Source organism: Leisingera sp. JC1, from assembly GCF_001679925.1.
Taxonomy (GTDB): Bacteria; Pseudomonadota; Alphaproteobacteria; order Rhodobacterales; family Rhodobacteraceae; genus Leisingera.
In genome coordinates this window covers 25,038-40,972 of record NZ_LYUZ01000114.1, presented here as the reverse complement: position 1 = coordinate 40,972, position 15,935 = coordinate 25,038, and the positions used below count along the sequence as shown (strand labels likewise).

General features: G+C 63.7%; 17 protein-coding genes. 10 read left to right on the top strand and 7 right to left on the bottom strand.

Features of this window, described 5'->3' with window-relative positions; translation table 11 throughout:
• Positions 1-39 precede the first annotated feature (39 nt).
• The 6 genes from A9D60_RS18540 (at position 40) to A9D60_RS27070 (ending at position 5,278) form a co-directional block, all read left to right on the top strand.
• Positions 40-837, top strand: a complete 798-nt coding sequence (locus tag A9D60_RS18540) for an enoyl-CoA hydratase/isomerase family protein (RefSeq protein WP_254656734.1) — start codon at positions 40-42, stop codon at positions 835-837.
• Between the two features lie 19 nt (positions 838-856).
• Positions 857-3,010: an acetate--CoA ligase family protein gene (locus tag A9D60_RS18535; protein WP_065268960.1), complete on the top strand. Its 2,154-nt coding sequence runs from the start codon at positions 857-859 to the stop codon at positions 3,008-3,010.
• Positions 3,003-3,803 carry a crotonase/enoyl-CoA hydratase family protein gene (locus tag A9D60_RS18530; RefSeq protein ID WP_065268959.1) on the top strand — a complete coding sequence of 267 codons (801 nt, stop codon included), beginning with the start codon at positions 3,003-3,005 and terminating at the stop codon, positions 3,801-3,803. The genes A9D60_RS18535 and A9D60_RS18530 overlap by 8 nt, the downstream gene beginning before the upstream one ends.
• Before the next feature lie 54 nt (positions 3,804-3,857).
• Positions 3,858-4,634: a crotonase/enoyl-CoA hydratase family protein gene (locus tag A9D60_RS18525; RefSeq protein WP_065268958.1), complete on the top strand. Its 777-nt coding sequence runs from the start codon at positions 3,858-3,860 to the stop codon at positions 4,632-4,634.
• A 120-nt stretch (positions 4,635-4,754) separates the two neighbouring features.
• Positions 4,755-5,087 carry an alanine:cation symporter family protein gene (locus tag A9D60_RS27075; RefSeq protein ID WP_368072355.1) on the top strand — a complete coding sequence of 111 codons (333 nt, stop codon included), beginning with the start codon at positions 4,755-4,757 and terminating at the stop codon, positions 5,085-5,087.
• The gene (locus tag A9D60_RS27070; protein ID WP_254656733.1) at positions 5,084-5,278 is read left to right on the top strand and encodes a hypothetical protein; all 195 of its coding nucleotides are present in this window, start codon (positions 5,084-5,086) and stop codon (positions 5,276-5,278) included. The genes A9D60_RS27075 and A9D60_RS27070 overlap by 4 nt, the downstream gene beginning before the upstream one ends.
• A gap of 472 nt (positions 5,279-5,750) precedes the next feature.
• Here the strand turns inward: A9D60_RS27070 and pqqE are convergent, their stop codons facing one another.
• From pqqE to pqqA, 5 genes are read right to left on the bottom strand one after another with little or no spacing between them, the layout of a single operon-like run.
• On the bottom strand, positions 5,751-6,836 hold the full coding sequence (gene pqqE / locus A9D60_RS18515) for a pyrroloquinoline quinone biosynthesis protein PqqE (RefSeq protein ID WP_065268957.1): 1,086 nt from the start codon (positions 6,834-6,836) through the stop codon (positions 5,751-5,753).
• Positions 6,833-7,120 (bottom strand): pyrroloquinoline quinone biosynthesis peptide chaperone PqqD, encoded by a 288-nt coding sequence (gene pqqD, locus A9D60_RS18510; protein WP_065268956.1) that lies wholly within the window; start codon positions 7,118-7,120, stop codon positions 6,833-6,835. The genes pqqE and pqqD overlap by 4 nt, the downstream gene beginning before the upstream one ends.
• Positions 7,117-7,869, bottom strand: coding sequence for a pyrroloquinoline-quinone synthase PqqC (gene pqqC / locus A9D60_RS18505; RefSeq protein WP_065268955.1), 753 nt, complete (start codon positions 7,867-7,869; stop codon positions 7,117-7,119). Before pqqC ends, pqqD begins: the two co-directional genes overlap by 4 nt.
• Entirely contained in the window at positions 7,866-8,750 is an 885-nt protein-coding gene (gene pqqB / locus A9D60_RS18500; RefSeq protein WP_065268954.1) for a pyrroloquinoline quinone biosynthesis protein PqqB, read from the bottom strand. Before pqqB ends, pqqC begins: the two co-directional genes overlap by 4 nt.
• Positions 8,751-8,771: 21 nt before the next feature.
• Positions 8,772-8,879: a pyrroloquinoline quinone precursor peptide PqqA gene (gene pqqA / locus A9D60_RS18495; protein ID WP_027236494.1), complete on the bottom strand. Its 108-nt coding sequence runs from the start codon at positions 8,877-8,879 to the stop codon at positions 8,772-8,774.
• Between the two features lie 137 nt (positions 8,880-9,016).
• Between pqqA and A9D60_RS18490 the strand changes: the two genes are divergently transcribed.
• Positions 9,017-11,101 carry a 4Fe-4S binding protein gene (locus tag A9D60_RS18490; RefSeq protein WP_065268953.1) on the top strand — a complete coding sequence of 695 codons (2,085 nt, stop codon included), beginning with the start codon at positions 9,017-9,019 and terminating at the stop codon, positions 11,099-11,101.
• On the top strand, positions 11,098-12,000 hold the full coding sequence (locus A9D60_RS18485; protein ID WP_065268952.1) for an FAD:protein FMN transferase: 903 nt from the start codon (positions 11,098-11,100) through the stop codon (positions 11,998-12,000). Before A9D60_RS18490 ends, A9D60_RS18485 begins: the two co-directional genes overlap by 4 nt.
• A gap of 6 nt (positions 12,001-12,006) precedes the next feature.
• On the opposite strand, the gene A9D60_RS18480 is transcribed toward A9D60_RS18485, so the two are convergent.
• Both A9D60_RS18480 and pedF read right to left on the bottom strand, forming a co-directional pair.
• Positions 12,007-12,909: a substrate-binding periplasmic protein gene (locus tag A9D60_RS18480; RefSeq protein ID WP_141117975.1), complete on the bottom strand. Its 903-nt coding sequence runs from the start codon at positions 12,907-12,909 to the stop codon at positions 12,007-12,009.
• Positions 12,910-12,927: 18 nt separating this feature from the next.
• Positions 12,928-13,605 carry a cytochrome c-550 PedF gene (gene pedF / locus A9D60_RS18475; protein WP_065268951.1) on the bottom strand — a complete coding sequence of 226 codons (678 nt, stop codon included), beginning with the start codon at positions 13,603-13,605 and terminating at the stop codon, positions 12,928-12,930.
• Between the two features lie 170 nt (positions 13,606-13,775).
• On the opposite strand from pedF, the gene A9D60_RS18470 reads away from it, so the two are divergent.
• Both A9D60_RS18470 and A9D60_RS18465 read left to right on the top strand, forming a co-directional pair.
• Positions 13,776-14,939: an ABC transporter substrate-binding protein gene (locus tag A9D60_RS18470; protein WP_065268950.1), complete on the top strand. Its 1,164-nt coding sequence runs from the start codon at positions 13,776-13,778 to the stop codon at positions 14,937-14,939.
• The gene (locus A9D60_RS18465) at positions 14,936-15,913 is read left to right on the top strand and encodes a YVTN family beta-propeller repeat protein (protein ID WP_065268949.1); all 978 of its coding nucleotides are present in this window, start codon (positions 14,936-14,938) and stop codon (positions 15,911-15,913) included. Before A9D60_RS18470 ends, A9D60_RS18465 begins: the two co-directional genes overlap by 4 nt.
• The last annotated feature ends 22 nt before the right edge of the window (positions 15,914-15,935 follow it).

The window sequence follows — 15,935 nt, the reverse complement described above, 5'->3', positions numbered from 1 at the left end:
AAATTTTGATCTGCACGTACTTTCTGCCCTCGTTCAAAGTTGAGTGAGGGCGCCATGCCATACGAAACCATCATCTACCGGAAGTCCGGCCCGGTGGCCGAAATCCGGTTCAACCGGCCGCACCGCCTCAACGCGGTGGTTGCAGAGTTTTATTCTGAGATCCTCAGCGCCTTGGAGAATGCAGAAAAGGACGATGATGTCCGCACAGTTGTGTTGACGGGTGAAGGCCGGGCGTTTTGCGTTGGTGCCGACTTGAAAGAGCATAAAGCTGGCACCAGAACCGAACTGGAGAAACTTGCATACCTTCAGCTGGGCAATGATGTTTGCGAGCGCATTTATAAGCTTGGCAAGCCTGTCATCGCTGCTGTCAACGGGTTCGCGCTGGGGGCCGGCGCCGAAATGTCATGTTCGGCTGATTTCATTCTCATGAAGGCAAGCGCGCAGATCGGTTTTCCGGAGATCTCGATCGGAACACATGTCGGCGGCGGCGTGACTGATATTCTGCCCCGCCTGATCGGGCTGGCCAAGGCGCGCGAACTAATTTTTACAGGCCGCAGAATTGATGGCGCTGAAGCCGCCGAAATCGGCCTGGCAACACGGGTTTTTTCCGATGACGAATTCGAAGCGGCCGTGGCTGGATTCGCCCGGGAGATCGGCTCCAAAGCGCCTTATTCGCTGCGCTTCGCCAAAGAACATCTGAACGACGCGCACCGCGACTACAGCGCCCGGCTGGTCACCGAAATCGATGCGCTGCGCACCTGCATGCTGACGGAGGATTGGCAAGAAGGCATCGATGCATTCGCCGAGAAGCGGGCACCGGTCTTCAAAGGCAAATGAACAAGCGAGGAAGCAAGCCATGAGCGACGCACTCAACAGAATTTTCAACGCGCAATCCATCGCGGTCGTCGGCGCATCGAATGACCCCGCCAAACGCGGCAACCAGGCAATCCGCAGGCTGCGGGCCGACGGGTACAAAGGCGTAATATATCCTATCAACCCAAAAGCCACCGAGATCATGGGACTCAAGGCTTTTACTTCGGTAACTGAGATCGAAGGCGACATTGACGTCGTGCTAGTTTGCACTCCCGCCAAGACCCTGCCTAGCGTCCTGGATCAATGCGGGCAAAAGAATATCCCGGGCGCTGTTGTGCTGGCGGCCGGGTTCTCCGAAACCGGCGCCGCAGGCGCGGAAATTGCGAAAGAAACGCTTGCGGCGGCCCGCCGGAACAACGTGCGTGTCGTGGGCCCGAACACCAACGGCGTGTTCAATCTGCACAACAACATGAACATGGTCGGTGTGCAGGACGCGGATCCGGGAAACATCGGCATTTGCAGCCAATCGGGCAATATGATGCTGGCGTTTGTGACCGAAGCGAAACGCCGGGGCGGGGTCGGATTTTCATCCTATGTCGGCGTGGGCAACCAGTTGGATGTGAATCTGGCAGAGTACCTGCAATATTTTGGCGACGATGCTGACACCAAGGCTCCGGTTTTTTACGTCGAAGGGTTTCAGGACGGCCGCGCGTTTCTGGAGGCTTGCAGGCAGGTGACCCAGAAGAAGCCGGTCATTATTTACAAGTCCGGACGCACCGAGGCAGGTCAAGTTGCAGCAAGCTCTCATACCGGTTCATTGGCATCCAGTTTCGCGCTGACGCGCGGCTTGCTGAAACAAGCCGGAGCCACTGTTGTGGAACAGTCCGACAAGATTCTGTCAATCGCCGAGGGCCTGTCAAAGCTGCCCGTGCCCAAAGGCGGGCGCGTGGCAATTCTGGCCGATGGCGGCGGTCATGCAACGGTTACTGTTGATGCGCTGGTTGATGCAGGCGTGGAACTGGCCATCCTGTCAGCCGGGACAACGCAGAAACTGCGCGGCGTTTTGCCGGCCGCGGCGTCTTGCGTCAATCCAGTGGATGTGGCCGGCGGCACTGACGACGACCCTTCAGTCAGCGCGGCCTGCGCCGAAATTCTCCTGGCGGATGAAAACATCGATATCCTGATGGTTATCGGAATGTATGGCGGGTTTGCTGCTCGCTTTAACCCGGCGCTGCTCGACAACGAGGTTGAGACGTCTCAGCGTTTGGCGGCGATTGCTGAAAAACACGGGAAACCGTTGATCGTGCAAAGTGTCTACAGCGCCTTGCGCACCAAGCCGATCGAAGTTCTGAAGGAAGCCGGCGTGCCTGTATTCGTCTGGCCAGAGCCGGCGGTACGCTGCATTGCCGAGTTGGTCGGGTATGCGCAAGCGCGTGCGCGCAACGCAGCGTCCCCGCGGGTGGTGCCGGACGGCCCAGTCGCCGAAGGCACAGCGATACTGGCAAAGGTGGCGGGCAGCAACCGGGATGCGTTTTATGAACACGAGGCGAAAGCACTGCTGTCGGCCTATGGCGTGAACGTCCCCGGCCAGTACCTGGCCCGATCCGAGGACGAGCTTGCAGGGGCAATTGGCACGCTCGGGGAAGCGCCGATGGCAATGAAAGTTGTCAGCCAGGATATCCTGCATAAATCCGACGCCGGGGGCGTGAAGCTCAAAGTGACCGGAGAAAGGGCTCTCCGCGAGGCCTATCGTGAAATCATTGCCAATGCGCGCGCATACGATCCTGACGCCGACATTCACGGGGTACTGGTCGCGCCCATGGCACGATCGGGTGTCGAGATCATCATTGGCGTCGTTCACGACCCTATGTTCGGACCGGTCATGATGTTCGGGTTGGGTGGCATTTTCGTTGAAGTGCTTAAGGATGTCTCGTTCCGCGCCCTGCCGATGAGCCGGGCCGACGCACATGAAATGGTGGAAGAAATCCAGTCCAGCAAGATTCTGGACGGGGTGCGGGGCGGGCTGCCAGTCAACAAAGAAGCACTGGAAGACCTGATGATGAAAGTCTCTCAACTGGCGCTTGCTCATCCGGAGATCAAGGAAATCGACCTTAACCCTGTCATCCTTCGCAATGACGGGTACGACGTCGTCGACGCGCGGATGATCCTGAAATCGAAAGGCCATACAAGTGACTGACAAGCTTCTCTGCGAGCAGGAGGGTCACGTCGTGACGCTCACGTTCAACATGCCGGAAACCCGCAATGCATTGACTGACGCAGACCTTTGCAACGCGATTGTTGATGCGATGCACAGGATAAACCGGGACCAGACCGTGCGCTGCGCAATCGTGACCGGCGCAGGAACGGCGTTTTCTTCGGGCGGAAACCTCAAGCACATGAAAGAAAAGTCATCGATTTTCGGCGGGGATGCAGTGGATGCCAAGGACGGTTACCGGAGCGGAATTCAGCGCGTCGCCAAAGCAATGTGGGAATGCGAGGTTCCTTTGATCGCGGCGGTCAATGGCCCCGCCTATGGTGCCGGCTGCGATACCACCTGCCTTTGCGACATCCGGATCGCATCCACTCGAGCGACTTTTGCTGAAAACTTTGTTCGCGTCGGCCTGATCTCGGGTGACGGGGGCGCGTGGCTTCTTCCGCGTCAGGTTGGGCTGTCGCGGGCAGCCGAAATGACATTCACCGCTGAACCGGTGGACGCGGAAACCGCATGCTCCTGGGGCCTGGTGTCCAAGGTAGTAGACCCCGATGAGCTGCTTCCCGAGGCACAAGCTCTTGCTGCGCGCATCGCACGGAATCCACCGCGCCAGCTCCGCATGGCAAAACGCCTGCTGCGAGAAGGTCTGAACACACGGCTTGATACGGTTCTTGAATTGGCGGCTGCGTATCAAGGGGCGTGTCACCAGACCGAAGACCACGCAGAAGCCGTTGTTTCGCTTTTAGAGAAGCGGGATGCGAACTTCACTGGCCGCTAAGGACCTTCTGAAAGAAAGAGCAGCGTCAGGTATGCACTGACTTGGAGTACTGTAATGCAAAACCTGTCGCCTTTAGTATTGCTGGAACGGGTTGGTCCCGTTGCGATCATCACGCTAAACCGTCCGGATCAGCGAAACTCAGTCAACACTGGTTTGGCCGACGCCCTGCGCAAGGCCATTGTGGAGTTTGAAACCAGCCCTGAACTCCGCATTGCCGTTCTGACCGGAGCGGGAGCAGTATTTTGTGCCGGAATGGACTTAGGCGCTTTCCTTGACGGCGAGGGCGACAGCATATTGTTTGGAGAGAATCTGTTTGCCGGTTTTGTCAACGCCAAGCGCAGTAAACCGGTGATTGCCGCAATTGAGGGCGCTGCAGTTGCTGGAGGCCTCGAACTGGCTCTGGCATGCGACATGATCGTTTCCGGCAAATCCGCAAAGTTCGGTTTGCCTGAGGTTCAGGTGGGCTTGTTCCCAGTAGCGGGCGGCGCCTTTCGCCTCGCCCAAGTGATCCCTCCGGCAAAGGCGTTGGAGATGTGTTTGACAGGCGATTCCATCACGGCGACCGAGGCACAAAACCTCGGTCTGATAAATCACCTTGTTCCTGATGGTGAAGCGTTCTCAAAAGCGATTGAGCTGGCAGGCAAAATAGCATCGAACGCGCCGCTCGCCGTGCAGGCCCTCTATCAGGTCAGTAAATTTGCGAAATCGAATGAGCAAGAAGCATGGGCGGCCAGCAGGCATTGGTGGCATTGCATCAAAGACTCTGAGGACGCCCAAGAAGGTCCGGCAGCGTTCAAGGAGAAACGTTCGCCACAATGGACTGGCAAGTGAGAAAATACGCGACAAAGTGCTTCGGCTGGAGACGCGCCCGGCAGAAATTGTCAGGCTGATTATCACTTAAGTTCAGCATTTCACCAAAGGGGCCGTTTCAAGCAGGAAACTTTCGCAGGTATCGACACGATCCTGATCTGCCCCTTTACTGCCTTTGTCATCCTTCTCGGCGACGTCTACGTGCCGGATGCGGAAGGCATCCACGGTGTCGCTCTGACCCTGCAGTCAATGGTGTCCCATCTGGGCACATGGGCAAGCTATTTCCTGACCGGTGCAATTCTGCTCACCGCATTTTCATCGATCATCCACAACTATTATCTGGGTGAAAACGCGATGACCGTTCTTTCGGGAAACTCCGCTGCGGTCACAGTGCTCCATTTCGCGATTATGGGCATCGTTTTCCTCGGCGCAGTGGCACCCGGGGCAACGTCGGTCTTCTTTTCCGACCGATGATGGGCATTCTGGCTCTGGTCAACCTGCTGGTATTCATGATGCTGTTCCCAGTGGCAATGCGTCTTCTGCGGGATTTCCGGTTGCAGCTCCAGGCTGGCGTGGAGCTCCCCGTGCTCGACCCGGATGATTTTGCTGATCTGGACATCATCCGCGAGGCATGGGCAGGCAAGAAACCTGCTCTGGAGGTGTAACCGGTGCCCCCAGATTAAGTAAGGAAAGGGGCCGGGGTGAATCCCACCCCTGACAAACTGCAGACATTGCGCCAGGGTGATACTCCATCGGATCTGGGTCGATGGCACAGTATTCCAGCCGGATACCGCGCCGAACATGGCCTGACCACAGGTTCCTCCACCCTCCGCTGGCTTGATCGCAGGCCTTCGAGGTCCCGCAGGGACGTGGTTCCGATGATGCCGAGGTCAGGAGTGTTGCTGGCTTCCGTCAAGAACACCGATGAGATGGGCACATCGGAATTACTTCGAATTAGCATCATGTTGGTAGCCAATGCGTAGACCACGGGCCGAAGCATGTACGCTAAGATCCCAACCGAAAGCCGTGGAAGAAATAGGGACGGGCAAGAATAGAACCGGCGAAACCGCTTTTGCGGATCAATTTGCCTGCTAAAAACCGCTTGACTGGGACGTCCCCGTTACCGAGGCCCAGAGCCTAGCAGGCCGCACTCCGGTAGAAAAAAGCAGTTTCAGTATTGCTTCCACCTGTTTCAAGAAGCTCAACCACAGTCTGATGCCGCGGAGATTTACGGCACACGGGATCGGTTGCGCCTGCATCCCCGGTCAGGGCCAGCGCCTGGCAGCGGCAGCCGCCAAAATCGGTTTCCCTACGGTCGCAGCTGCGGCAAGGCTGCGGCAACCAATCTGTGCCCCTAAAGGCATTGAATGCCGCGCCCTCGTACCAAATCGCCGCCAGCGGTTTGCTGTGGACATTGTCAAAGTTCAGATGCGGGATAGTCTGGGCCGCATGGCAGGGCAGCACGGTGCCGTCCGGCGCAATGTTCAGCCCGGCCATGCCCCAGCCGCCCATGCAGGCTTTGGGATAATCCGCATAATAGTCAGGCGGCACGAAGTCGAAGGCCAGCACACCGCGCAGCCGCTGCTCTGCCTCTGCGACGATGCGTTTAGCGGCCTCTGTCTGCGCGCGCGTCGGCAGCAGCTGGGCCCGGTTGCGGGACGCCCAGCCGTGGAACTGCACGCAGGCCACTTCGAGCCGCCGGGCGCCCATTTCGACAGCCATTTCGATGGTGCGTTCCAGATCGTCCAGATTGTGCCGGTGCATGACTGCGTTCAGCGTCAGGGGAAATTCCCTGGCCTTGATCTCTGCCGCGATCTTCATCTTGCGGTCAAACCCGCCCTTGTAGCCGCTGATCCAGTCGGCAAGCCCGGCGCTGTTGCCCTGCAGCGACAGCTGGATATGGTCCAGCCCCGCCGCCTGCAGTGCATCCAGCCGCCTGGGTGTCAGGCCGATGCCGCTGGTGATCAGATTGGTGTACAGCCCGCAGGCATGGGCCGCCGCGGTGAGTTCCGCCAGGTCCGGGCGCGCGGCAGGCTCGCCGCCGGACAGGTGCAATTGCAGGACGCCCAGCGCCGCGGCCTGGCGGAAGGCATCCGCCCATTCGGCGGTGGTCATCTCTGCCTCGCGGCCCAGCAGGTTCTGCGGGTTGGAGCAATAGGGGCAGGCCAGCGGGCAGCGGTGGGTAAGCTCGGCCAGCATCGCGATGGGCGGCGGCACGGTCATGGCCGCACCGCCAGATACATGCGGGCCCGCAAGCCCGTCAGAAAGCGCTGCACATCCCCGGCGATCTGCTCTGCCGGGGCGTCGTAGGCTGACGCCAGACCGGCAACAATGTCCCCGAACGATGTGCTGCCATCCACCCGTGACAGGATCGCCTCGCCTATGGCGTCAAGCGCAATGGCTTTCTCCGGGCAGAGCAGCACGGTGCCGCCCCGCACCTTGTCCGCTGCCAGCCGCACGCCGCGCGGCAGAAAGGGGCGGTCCGTGGGGGCAAGCGCCAGCGTCATGCCAGTCCCTCCCCCGGCTGCCATGCGCCCGGCGGGATCCGTCCCGGCTCCACATAGGCGCCCGAAAGCGCGTCCAGCTGCGCCCACAGAACATCGGTCTTGAAGATCAGCGCCGCGCAGGCGGCGTCTTCCTTTTCTGGCGTACTGGCGTTCTCCAGCACCCAGGCCAGGCCGAATTTCACGTCCTTCGGCGCCTCGGTCAGCCGTTTGCGGAAATAGGACAGGCTGGCGGCATTGGCGAAATCATAATGCTGCAACAGGCCCTCGATCCGCTGCTCATGGATGGCCGGTGCGAACAGTTCCGTCAGTGACGAGGCCACCGCCTGCAGCAGCGGCATGTCGCGCACATAGCGGATATAGGCATCGACAGCGAACTGGGTGGCCGGCAAGACCCCGCGGCCGGAGGCCACGTAATCCGGGTCAAGCCCGACCGCTTCGGCCAGCCGCAGCCAGCGGCGGATGCCGCCGCCCTCGCTGATGCCGCCGTCATGGTCCTCGATCCGGCTGCGCCAGGCCCTGCGCATGGCGGGATCGGCGCAGCGGGACAGAAAGGCCGCATCCTTCATCGGAATCGCCGCCTGGTAGGCCCAGCGGTTGATCACCCAGGCGCGGACCTGGTCAGGGGAGCATTCGCCGCCGTGCAGCCTGTGATGGAACGGATGCTTGTCGTGGTAACGGGCGGCGCCGATGGCGCGCAAACGGGCCTCCAGGGGCTCGCTCGCAGACGTGTCCCGGGTGTGTGCATTCATAGCGCGATCTCCATTCCATCCTCTGCGATTGTCCACCCGGCGGCCAGCACCTGCGCGCGCTCGGCGCTGCCGGGCTGCCAGACGGGGTTGGTGTTGTTGATGTGAATGAACGTCTTGGCCGCATCCACGGCCCGCAAACCGGCGATCGAGCCCTCGGGTCCGCTGATGGAGATATGCCCCATCCGCTGGCCGGTCTTGCTGCCCGTCCCGCTCTGGATCATTTCCTTGTCGTGCCAGAGCGTGCCGTCAAAGAAGATGTGATCGGCATCAGCCAGCATTTCCATCAGGCCGCCCGACACGCCGGAGCAGCCGGGGATGTAATAGGCAGTTCTGACGCCGTCGCTCAGCCGGACGCCGACCGTCTGTTCTCCCATCACATCCGTCTGCACCCGCCCGTCTTCCATGAACAGCGGCACCTTGCCCGGTACCGGGAAAACCGTTGCCTGCAGCCCCGGAAGCAGCTCGAAACCCTCGCTCAGCCGCACCGGACGGTGGCCGACAGCCGCCGGAAGCGCGTTGAACACCGGGTTCGCCGACAGCAACTCCAGCAGCCCCGCCGTGGCGAACAGGCTGAAAGGCGACTGTTCCCGCAAGGACAGCAGCCCCGCGATGTGGTCAATGTCGCCATTGGTCAGCAGCACCGCGCGCAGCGGGCTGTGGCGCAGCGACTGCGGGTGCATGGACGGGCAGTTCTGCAGCTGAACACGGATGTCAGGAGAGGTGTTCAGAACCGCCCAGTTCTGCCCGTCCAGTGTCACGGCTAGCGAAGACTGGGTGGCAGAAGCGATCCTGCCGAGACGCGCGTCCCGGCAGTTCCGGCAGCCGCAATTCCATTGCGGCAGGCCGCCGCCCGCTGCTGCACCAAGAACCAGAAACCGCATGGCCGTTTTCCTTTTTCGCGATCAGAACAGATCGGGTTCGTATTCGCGGCCTTCGTCCTCGGACGGGGAGTACATGTTGATTTCCATGCCGCAGTTGATTTCTTTCAGTTTCGGTGCAGACCAGGCCATTGCATCCTCCTTTGCTGGCTTTGATCCCTTCAGCCTAGCTGCCCGCCCCTGGCCCCGGTATTGGCCTTTGGTCGTAGGGACGGCCTCAGACTTTGGTCCAATGGCACGGGACGTATATGCCCGGCAGACTGCCAGCCATGCGCGTATCCTGGTTCATACTCTGGCTTCAGGCCTGGCTGTTTGCGGCCAGCGCGCAGGCGGCGTCACCATTGTCGCGCGAGGAAATCAGCGCCCTGATCATGCCGCCGTTCTCCTTGGGGGAGCCGGTGAACGGCAAGGGCGTCTATACACTGCTCAACTCCGGCGGGGCGGAGGCGGGCTATGCCTTTGAAACCGAATCCCTGGCCCCCCTGCCTGGGTTTTCCGGCGCGCCGGTCAACGTGCTGGTGCTTCTGGACCTGGACGGCAATTTTCTGGACGTCCAGCTGATCAGCCATAACGAGCCGGTCTTTGTCTCCGGGCTTGGCCCGGCCCCGTTCCACAGGTTCTTCGAGCAGTATCCCGGCCTGTCGGTCTTTTCGGCGATTACCGTCAGCACCCCCTATGGCGAGACGGCTTCAGGCTCATCGCTGGTCTATCTCGACGGGGTGAGCAAGGCGACCGCGTCGGTGCGGATCGCGCATGACTCGGTGATGGCCGCGGCGCTGACGGTCGCGCGGGAGAAGATGCACGGCATCATCGCCGCCCTCCCGGCCCGGCCGGACCCGGACCACAGCGAGCAGCTGGACTGGGCGGCGCTGGTGGATCAGGAGCTGGCCACCCGCACCACCGTCTCCAATGCAGAGGTTGACGCGGCCTTTGCCGGCACCCTCTGGGCCGGTGACGATCCAGAGGCCCAGCAGCACCCCGAGGCACCCTATCTGGATCTCTGGATTGTCGATCTCGGCCCGCCGTCAATTGCGCAGGCAGCACTCTCGCCCGACGGTTTCAACGAGCTGCAGGATTTCCAGGCGATTTCCCCCGATGATGAGCCGCTCTTGCTAATTGAGACCGGCCGCCACGAACTGGTCAGTCCGGATTTCATCCGGAACACCGCGCCGGACAGGGTGTTTGCAACCCAGAACGGCCTACCGGTAGCGCTGCGGGACAGCGACCTGCTGGTGGAACTGTCGCCGGATCTGCCCGCCCACTTGCACGAAGGCACGGCGATGATCCTGCGGGCCGACCGGCGCCTCGGCTTTGACCCGGCCCGGGAGTGGACCCTGCACGCCCAGGTGGTGCGCGCGCACGGCATGTTCCAGCCTGAAACCGGCACCGTGGAATTTCCTGTCACGCACCGGACTCCCGAACGGTTTTTCCTGCGGGATGAGGCACCGGCGCCGGTGCAGCCCTGGCTGGCAGCGCTGCGCAGCCGCAGCACCGACCTGATCCTGCTGACGCTGCTGCTCACCGCGCTGACCGCCGCGCTGCTGCTGGCCCAGGACCGGTTCGCCACCCGCAAGACACTGACCCCGCTGCGGCTCGCAGTGCTGGCAGCTGTCACCCTGTTTGCCGGCTGGTGGGGCCAGGGCCAGCTGTCCATCGTCACCGTTCTGGGCGTTTTGCGCGCCGCGGCCGAGGGCGGCAGCTTTGCCTTTCTTGCCTATGACCCGTTTTCGCTGCTGCTCTGGGGCTTTGCCATCCTCGGGCTTGTCCTGTGGGGGCGGGCCCTGTTCTGCGGCTGGCTGTGCCCGTTCGGCGCGCTGCAGGAATTCGCGCACCATCTTGGCCGCAGGCTGGGTCTGCCGCGGACCGCCCTTCCGCCGGCCTGGGACGGGCGGCTCAGATACCTCAAGTACGGGGTGCTGGCCGGGCTGGTATCGCTGGTTTTCCTGGCGCCGGAACATGCGGACACCGCGGCCGAGGTCGAACCCTTCAAGACCGCAATCACCACCTATTTCCTGCGTGAGTGGTATTTCACCGCCTATGCGGTCTTCTGGCTGGCGGCAGGGCTGGTGCTGTTCAAGCCCTTTTGCCGCTATCTGTGCCCGCTGGGCGCGGCCATGGCGGCAGGCGGGCTGCTGCGGCAGCGCAACTGGATTGCTCGGCGCGCCGCTTGCGGCAGCCCCTGCCAGCTGTGCCGGATGAAATGCGCCTATGGCGCGATCGGGCCATCCGGCGCGGTCCACTATGACGAATGCTTCGGCTGCCTCGACTGCGTGTCGATCCACGACGATCCGGCCCGCTGCGTGCCGCTGATCCTGGCGGCGCGCCGGAAACAACATCTGGAGGCCGCGAAATGAGCGCACAACTGACCCGCCGCCGGTTCCTGGCAATCTCTGCCGCCGCGCTTGGCGCCGCGGCGTCGGCGGCGCGGGCCACGCCCGTTACCTGGTACGGGTTTGCCCTCGGCGCGGAGGCGCACCTGACTATCCACGCGCCGCCGCGCCTGGCAGACCGGGCAATTGCTGCCGCGCTGTCGCAGCTGCGGCAGGCCGAACAGCTGTTCAGCCTTTATGATCCGGCGTCTGCCCTGTCCCGGCTGAACCGGACCGGGGTTCTGAAAAACCCGCCGCCGCCGTTTTTGCATCTGGCCCGGCTCTGCACCCAGGTGCACGCTGCAACGGCAGGCGTATTCGACCCCACAGTGCAGCCGCTGTGGCAGGCCCTTGCGCGCGGAGACGGCATCAGCAGGGCTGCCCGCCTCACCGGCTGGCACAAGTTGTCCGTGACAGAACAGGCGATCCGGCTGGCACCGGGCCAGGCGCTGACCTTCAATGGCATTGCCCAGGGCTTTGCCACCGACATGGTCCGCGCAGCACTTAACCGCCTGGGGCTGGATCGGGTTCTGGTCAATGCCGGGGAGTTTGCGGCACTTGGCGGCCCGTTCCGTATCGGCCTGGCCGACCCGGCGCGCGGCGTCTTTGCCGCCCGCAGCCTGACCGGTGGCGCCATCGCCACCTCCAGCCCCGGTGCCCTGCAACTGCGGGGTGCCGCGCATATCCTGCACCCTGCCCTCGACCGCCGGCCGCAGTGGGCCACCGTCAGCACCGAGGCTGCCAGCGCGGCTCTGGCGGATGCGGCCTCCACCGCCTTCTGCCTGATGAATAAAGAGGAAATCACCGCCGCACTGGCGCGCCTTCCGGGCGGTGCCAGTGCCACCCTGCTGGCGCCGGATGGCAGCGTGAAAACACTGGGGTAGACAGGATCAGCGCAGCTCCGGCGGTCGGTGGCTCAGGCCGTGGGCCGCGAAGATGGCGGCAATCCGGCCGTCCTGCAGCCCAGCGGCAATGGCATCCTCCACCGCATAGGCCAGCGGCCGGTAGGAGAAATGCACCGCCACACCGGCGGTCCAGGTGCCTGCGGAAAAGCCGGGCAGCGGCGGCGTGTGGACGGCTGTCTGCGCGGTCAGCGCGGCCTCCAGCTGCGCCAGCGGCCCCATTGCGGCCTTGGTTTCCGACCGGTCCAGACCCGCCATGGCCGCTGCTGCCGTCGGATAGCGGCGGATATTGCCGCTCAGCTGGCCGCCGGGAAAGGCCGACAGGTAGAAATCGGCAATCGAGTCGTTCTCCACGGCGACGCTGTCGAAGCGGAAATAGGCCGGCACCGGCGCGTCTTCGGGATAGGCATCGCGGCGGTAGGCGATGGCCACCTCCTCGACATGGTACTGGCCGGTGAACACCACCTGTTCGACCCGGCAGGTAAATTCGCTGTCATAGGGCACATGCAGCATGACGTTGACCACGCTGCCGCCCACGACCGGCCCCTTCCAGATCCAGTTGCGCAGGTCCGCATCCAGCGTCTCGCCCGCCGCAACCAGGGTAAACCGGGGCTCGACCCCCAGCTCCGCCGCAATCAACCGGGCCAGATCAATGTCGGCGCCTTTGATGCGGCCCGCCTCCTCATAGGACCAAGGGGGAAAATCCTCGTAGGCCGCAAAGGTGATGAAGCCGCGTTCGAGGATAGTCTCAAGATCCTGCCCGACGATATCGCGCGCGGTGTTCTGCGGTTTGGGCTGCGGCACATGATCCGCACATCGGGCCTGCACGTCCTGCACCCAGCCACAGGCCAGCGCGGCAATCGCAAGCAGCCCGGCCAGTTGCTGTCTCATATGCCGCGCCCCTCCGTGTCAGTGCGCCGCCGAAAGGCCGACGGTCAGGGCCTCCGCGGCACCGGCAAAGTCCGGCTGCGCGCCGCCGATCAGGCTGGCCGCCCGGTAGGCCGCGCTGTCGGCTACCGGCGCGCCGGACCCGGTTTCGACCCCTTGCGCAATCTCCGACAGCTCCGCCTGCAGCGCCGCGCCATCCCCGCCGCTGCCGCCGGCCAGGGCGGTCAGCTCGTCGCGGATTTCCAGCAGCCGGCCGGTGGCCTCGTCCAGCGCGCCGTCATCGGGCCGGGTTTCCAAATAGGTGCGGATCGCCCAGGCGGCCTTCTGGCCCAGCAGTTCACCGAAGGCCGGCATCTTGGTGATGCCGTTCTGGGTGTAGCCGGTGCGGAACCGTTCCACGAACCATTCGTCGCCCATTTCCTCTGCCTCCAGGTAGCGCAGATCGGGGGCCAGCCCGCCAGAGACGCCGCCCAGCCCGTGGCAGCGGGCGCAGTTCTGGTTGTAGCCGCTGCCGCCGATGTCGATCGCCGCCTGCCAGACTTCCGCCTGCTGGCCGCGATAGGGGTTTTCGGTCAGCCACTCCTCGCCCACATCGGGCAGGGCATCGGTATTCACAGGCTGCGGCGCGACGTCTCCGTGGGCCTGCGCCGTTGTAGCAAGAGCCGCGAGCCCGAGGGCCGCAAGAGGCAATTTGAACATGAGTTCCTCCCGTAAGTTTGAGCTTGCCGCAACCATAGCCAGCCCGGGCCCTGCCCCGATACGCGACTTAAGTCGGCCACCGGCCCCGGCGGCCTACGACCTTGGTCCAATGGCCGCGGGGCTGTGGGCGGCAGTACGCTCGGCCCATGCAGCCAGAACCGGGTGCCCCGATGCGCTTTCTGATCACACTCCTGATGGCCCTCTGCCCCGCCGCGTTTGCCGCGGCCGCCGGGCTCGAGGTGCCGGTCATCTACTTGAAACAGCAGGAGCAGCAGCCCCCCACCCTCTCCAATCTCGACCCGCCGCCTGCGGACCTGGGCGAGACCGGCGCCCGGCTGGGGCTGGCGGACAACCGGACCACCGGAAGCTTCCTTGGCCACAGCTACAGCCTGGAGGCGGTGGCGGTGCCGCCTGGCGGCGATTTTGCCGCAGCGGCGCGGGCGGCGCTGACACGCAGCGCGCTGCTGATCCTGGATGCGCCCAAGCCGGCGCTGCTGGCCGCCGCCGCCCTGCCAGAGGCGCAGGAGGCGCTGCTGTTCAACGCCGCCAGCCCGGACACCGGCCTGCGCAGCGGCGACTGCCGCCGCAACCTTTTGCATACCCTGCCCTCTGACCTAATGCGGAGCGATGCGCTGATGCAGTTTGCGCTCTCCAGGCGCTGGACCGGGCTGGCACTGATCGCCGGAAAGCACGCGCAGGACCAGGCTTTTGCCGGTGCCCTGCGCCAGAGCGCCGCCAAATTCGGGCTGGAAATCACCGCCGAAAGGACCTGGGACTATGGCGCCGACATGCGCCGTAACGCCGCCCAGGAGGTGCCGCTCATGTCACAGGGCCTGGGCCGTCACGATCTGCTTCTGGTCGCTGACGAGCTGCAGGATTTCGCCCGCTACCTGCCCTACAACACCTGGCTGCCGCGGCCGGTTGCCGGATCCGAGGGCCTGGTGCCCGCCGCGTGGGCGCCGGTGGTCGAGCAATGGGGCGCCGCGCAGCTGCAGTCGCGGTTCCAGGAGCTTGCCGGGCGCAAGATGCTGGCGCGGGACTATGCCGCCTGGGCCGCGGTGCGCAGCATCGGCGAGGCGGTGACCCGCACCGGCTCGGCCGACGCGGGCGTCCTGCGCAGCTACCTGCTGTCGGACGCATTCGAGCTGGCCGGCTTCAAGGGCCGCCCGCTCAGCTACCGCAGCTGGAACGGCCAGCTGCGCCAGCCGATCCCGCTTGCCACCCCCCGCGCGCTGGCGGCGCAGGCGCCTCTGCCCGGCTTCCTGCACCAGCACAGCGAACTCGACACCCTGGGCCTTGATGCGCCCGAAAGCCGCTGCGGAGCCTTCCAATGACCCATGCTGCAAAATCCCTTGCCGCCCTCGCCCTCTCGGCGCTGCTGGCCCCGGCGGCGCCCCTTGTCGCCGCGGAAATCTGGGTGACCAACGAAAAGGACGATACCATCAGCGTGATCGACATCGCCACGCTTGAGGTGGTCCGCACCATCGCAACGGGGGAGCGGCCGCGCGGCATCACCTTCTCCAAGGATTTCTCGCGGGTCTATGTCTGCGCCTCCGACAGTGACACGGTCCAGGTTCTGGATGCCGCCACCGGCAAGATCCTGCACGACCTTCCCTCCGGCGAGGATCCCGAGCAATTCGTGCTGCATCCCAACGACCGGCATCTCTACATCGCCAACGAGGACGACGCCGTGACCACGGTGGTGGACACGGAAACCCGCAAGGTGGTTGCCCAGATCAATGTCGGGATCGAGCCCGAGGGCATGGCGGTCTCGCCCGATGGCCGGATCGCCATCACCACCTCCGAGACCACCAACATGGCGCATTGGATCGACACGCAGACGCAACAGCTGTTTGCCAACACCCTGGTCGACGCCCGCCCCCGCCACGCAGAATTCACCGCCGGCGGCAGCGCGCTGTGGGTCTCCTCCGAAATCGGCGGCACCATCACCGTCTTCGACACCGCCACTCAGGCCGAGACCGGCAAGATAACCTTTGATGTCAAGGGCGTGCATCCCGACCGGGTGCAGCCGGTGGGGTTTGCCTTCACTGAAGATGAACAGACCGCTTTTGTGGCGCTGGGGCCGTCCAACCATGTGGCGGTGGTCAATACCCAGACGCTGGAAGTGGAGGATTACATCCTTGTCGGCCGCCGGGTCTGGCACATGGCGTTTTCCCCCGACAAGTCGCTGCTGTTCACCACCAACGGCGTGTCCGGAGATGTGACCGTGATCGACACCGCCAAGCGCCAGGCGCTGAAGTCGATCAAGGTCGGCCGATTTCCCTGGGGCGCGGCGCTGCGCCCCTGAGACTTGCCGCGCCCCGGCGGCG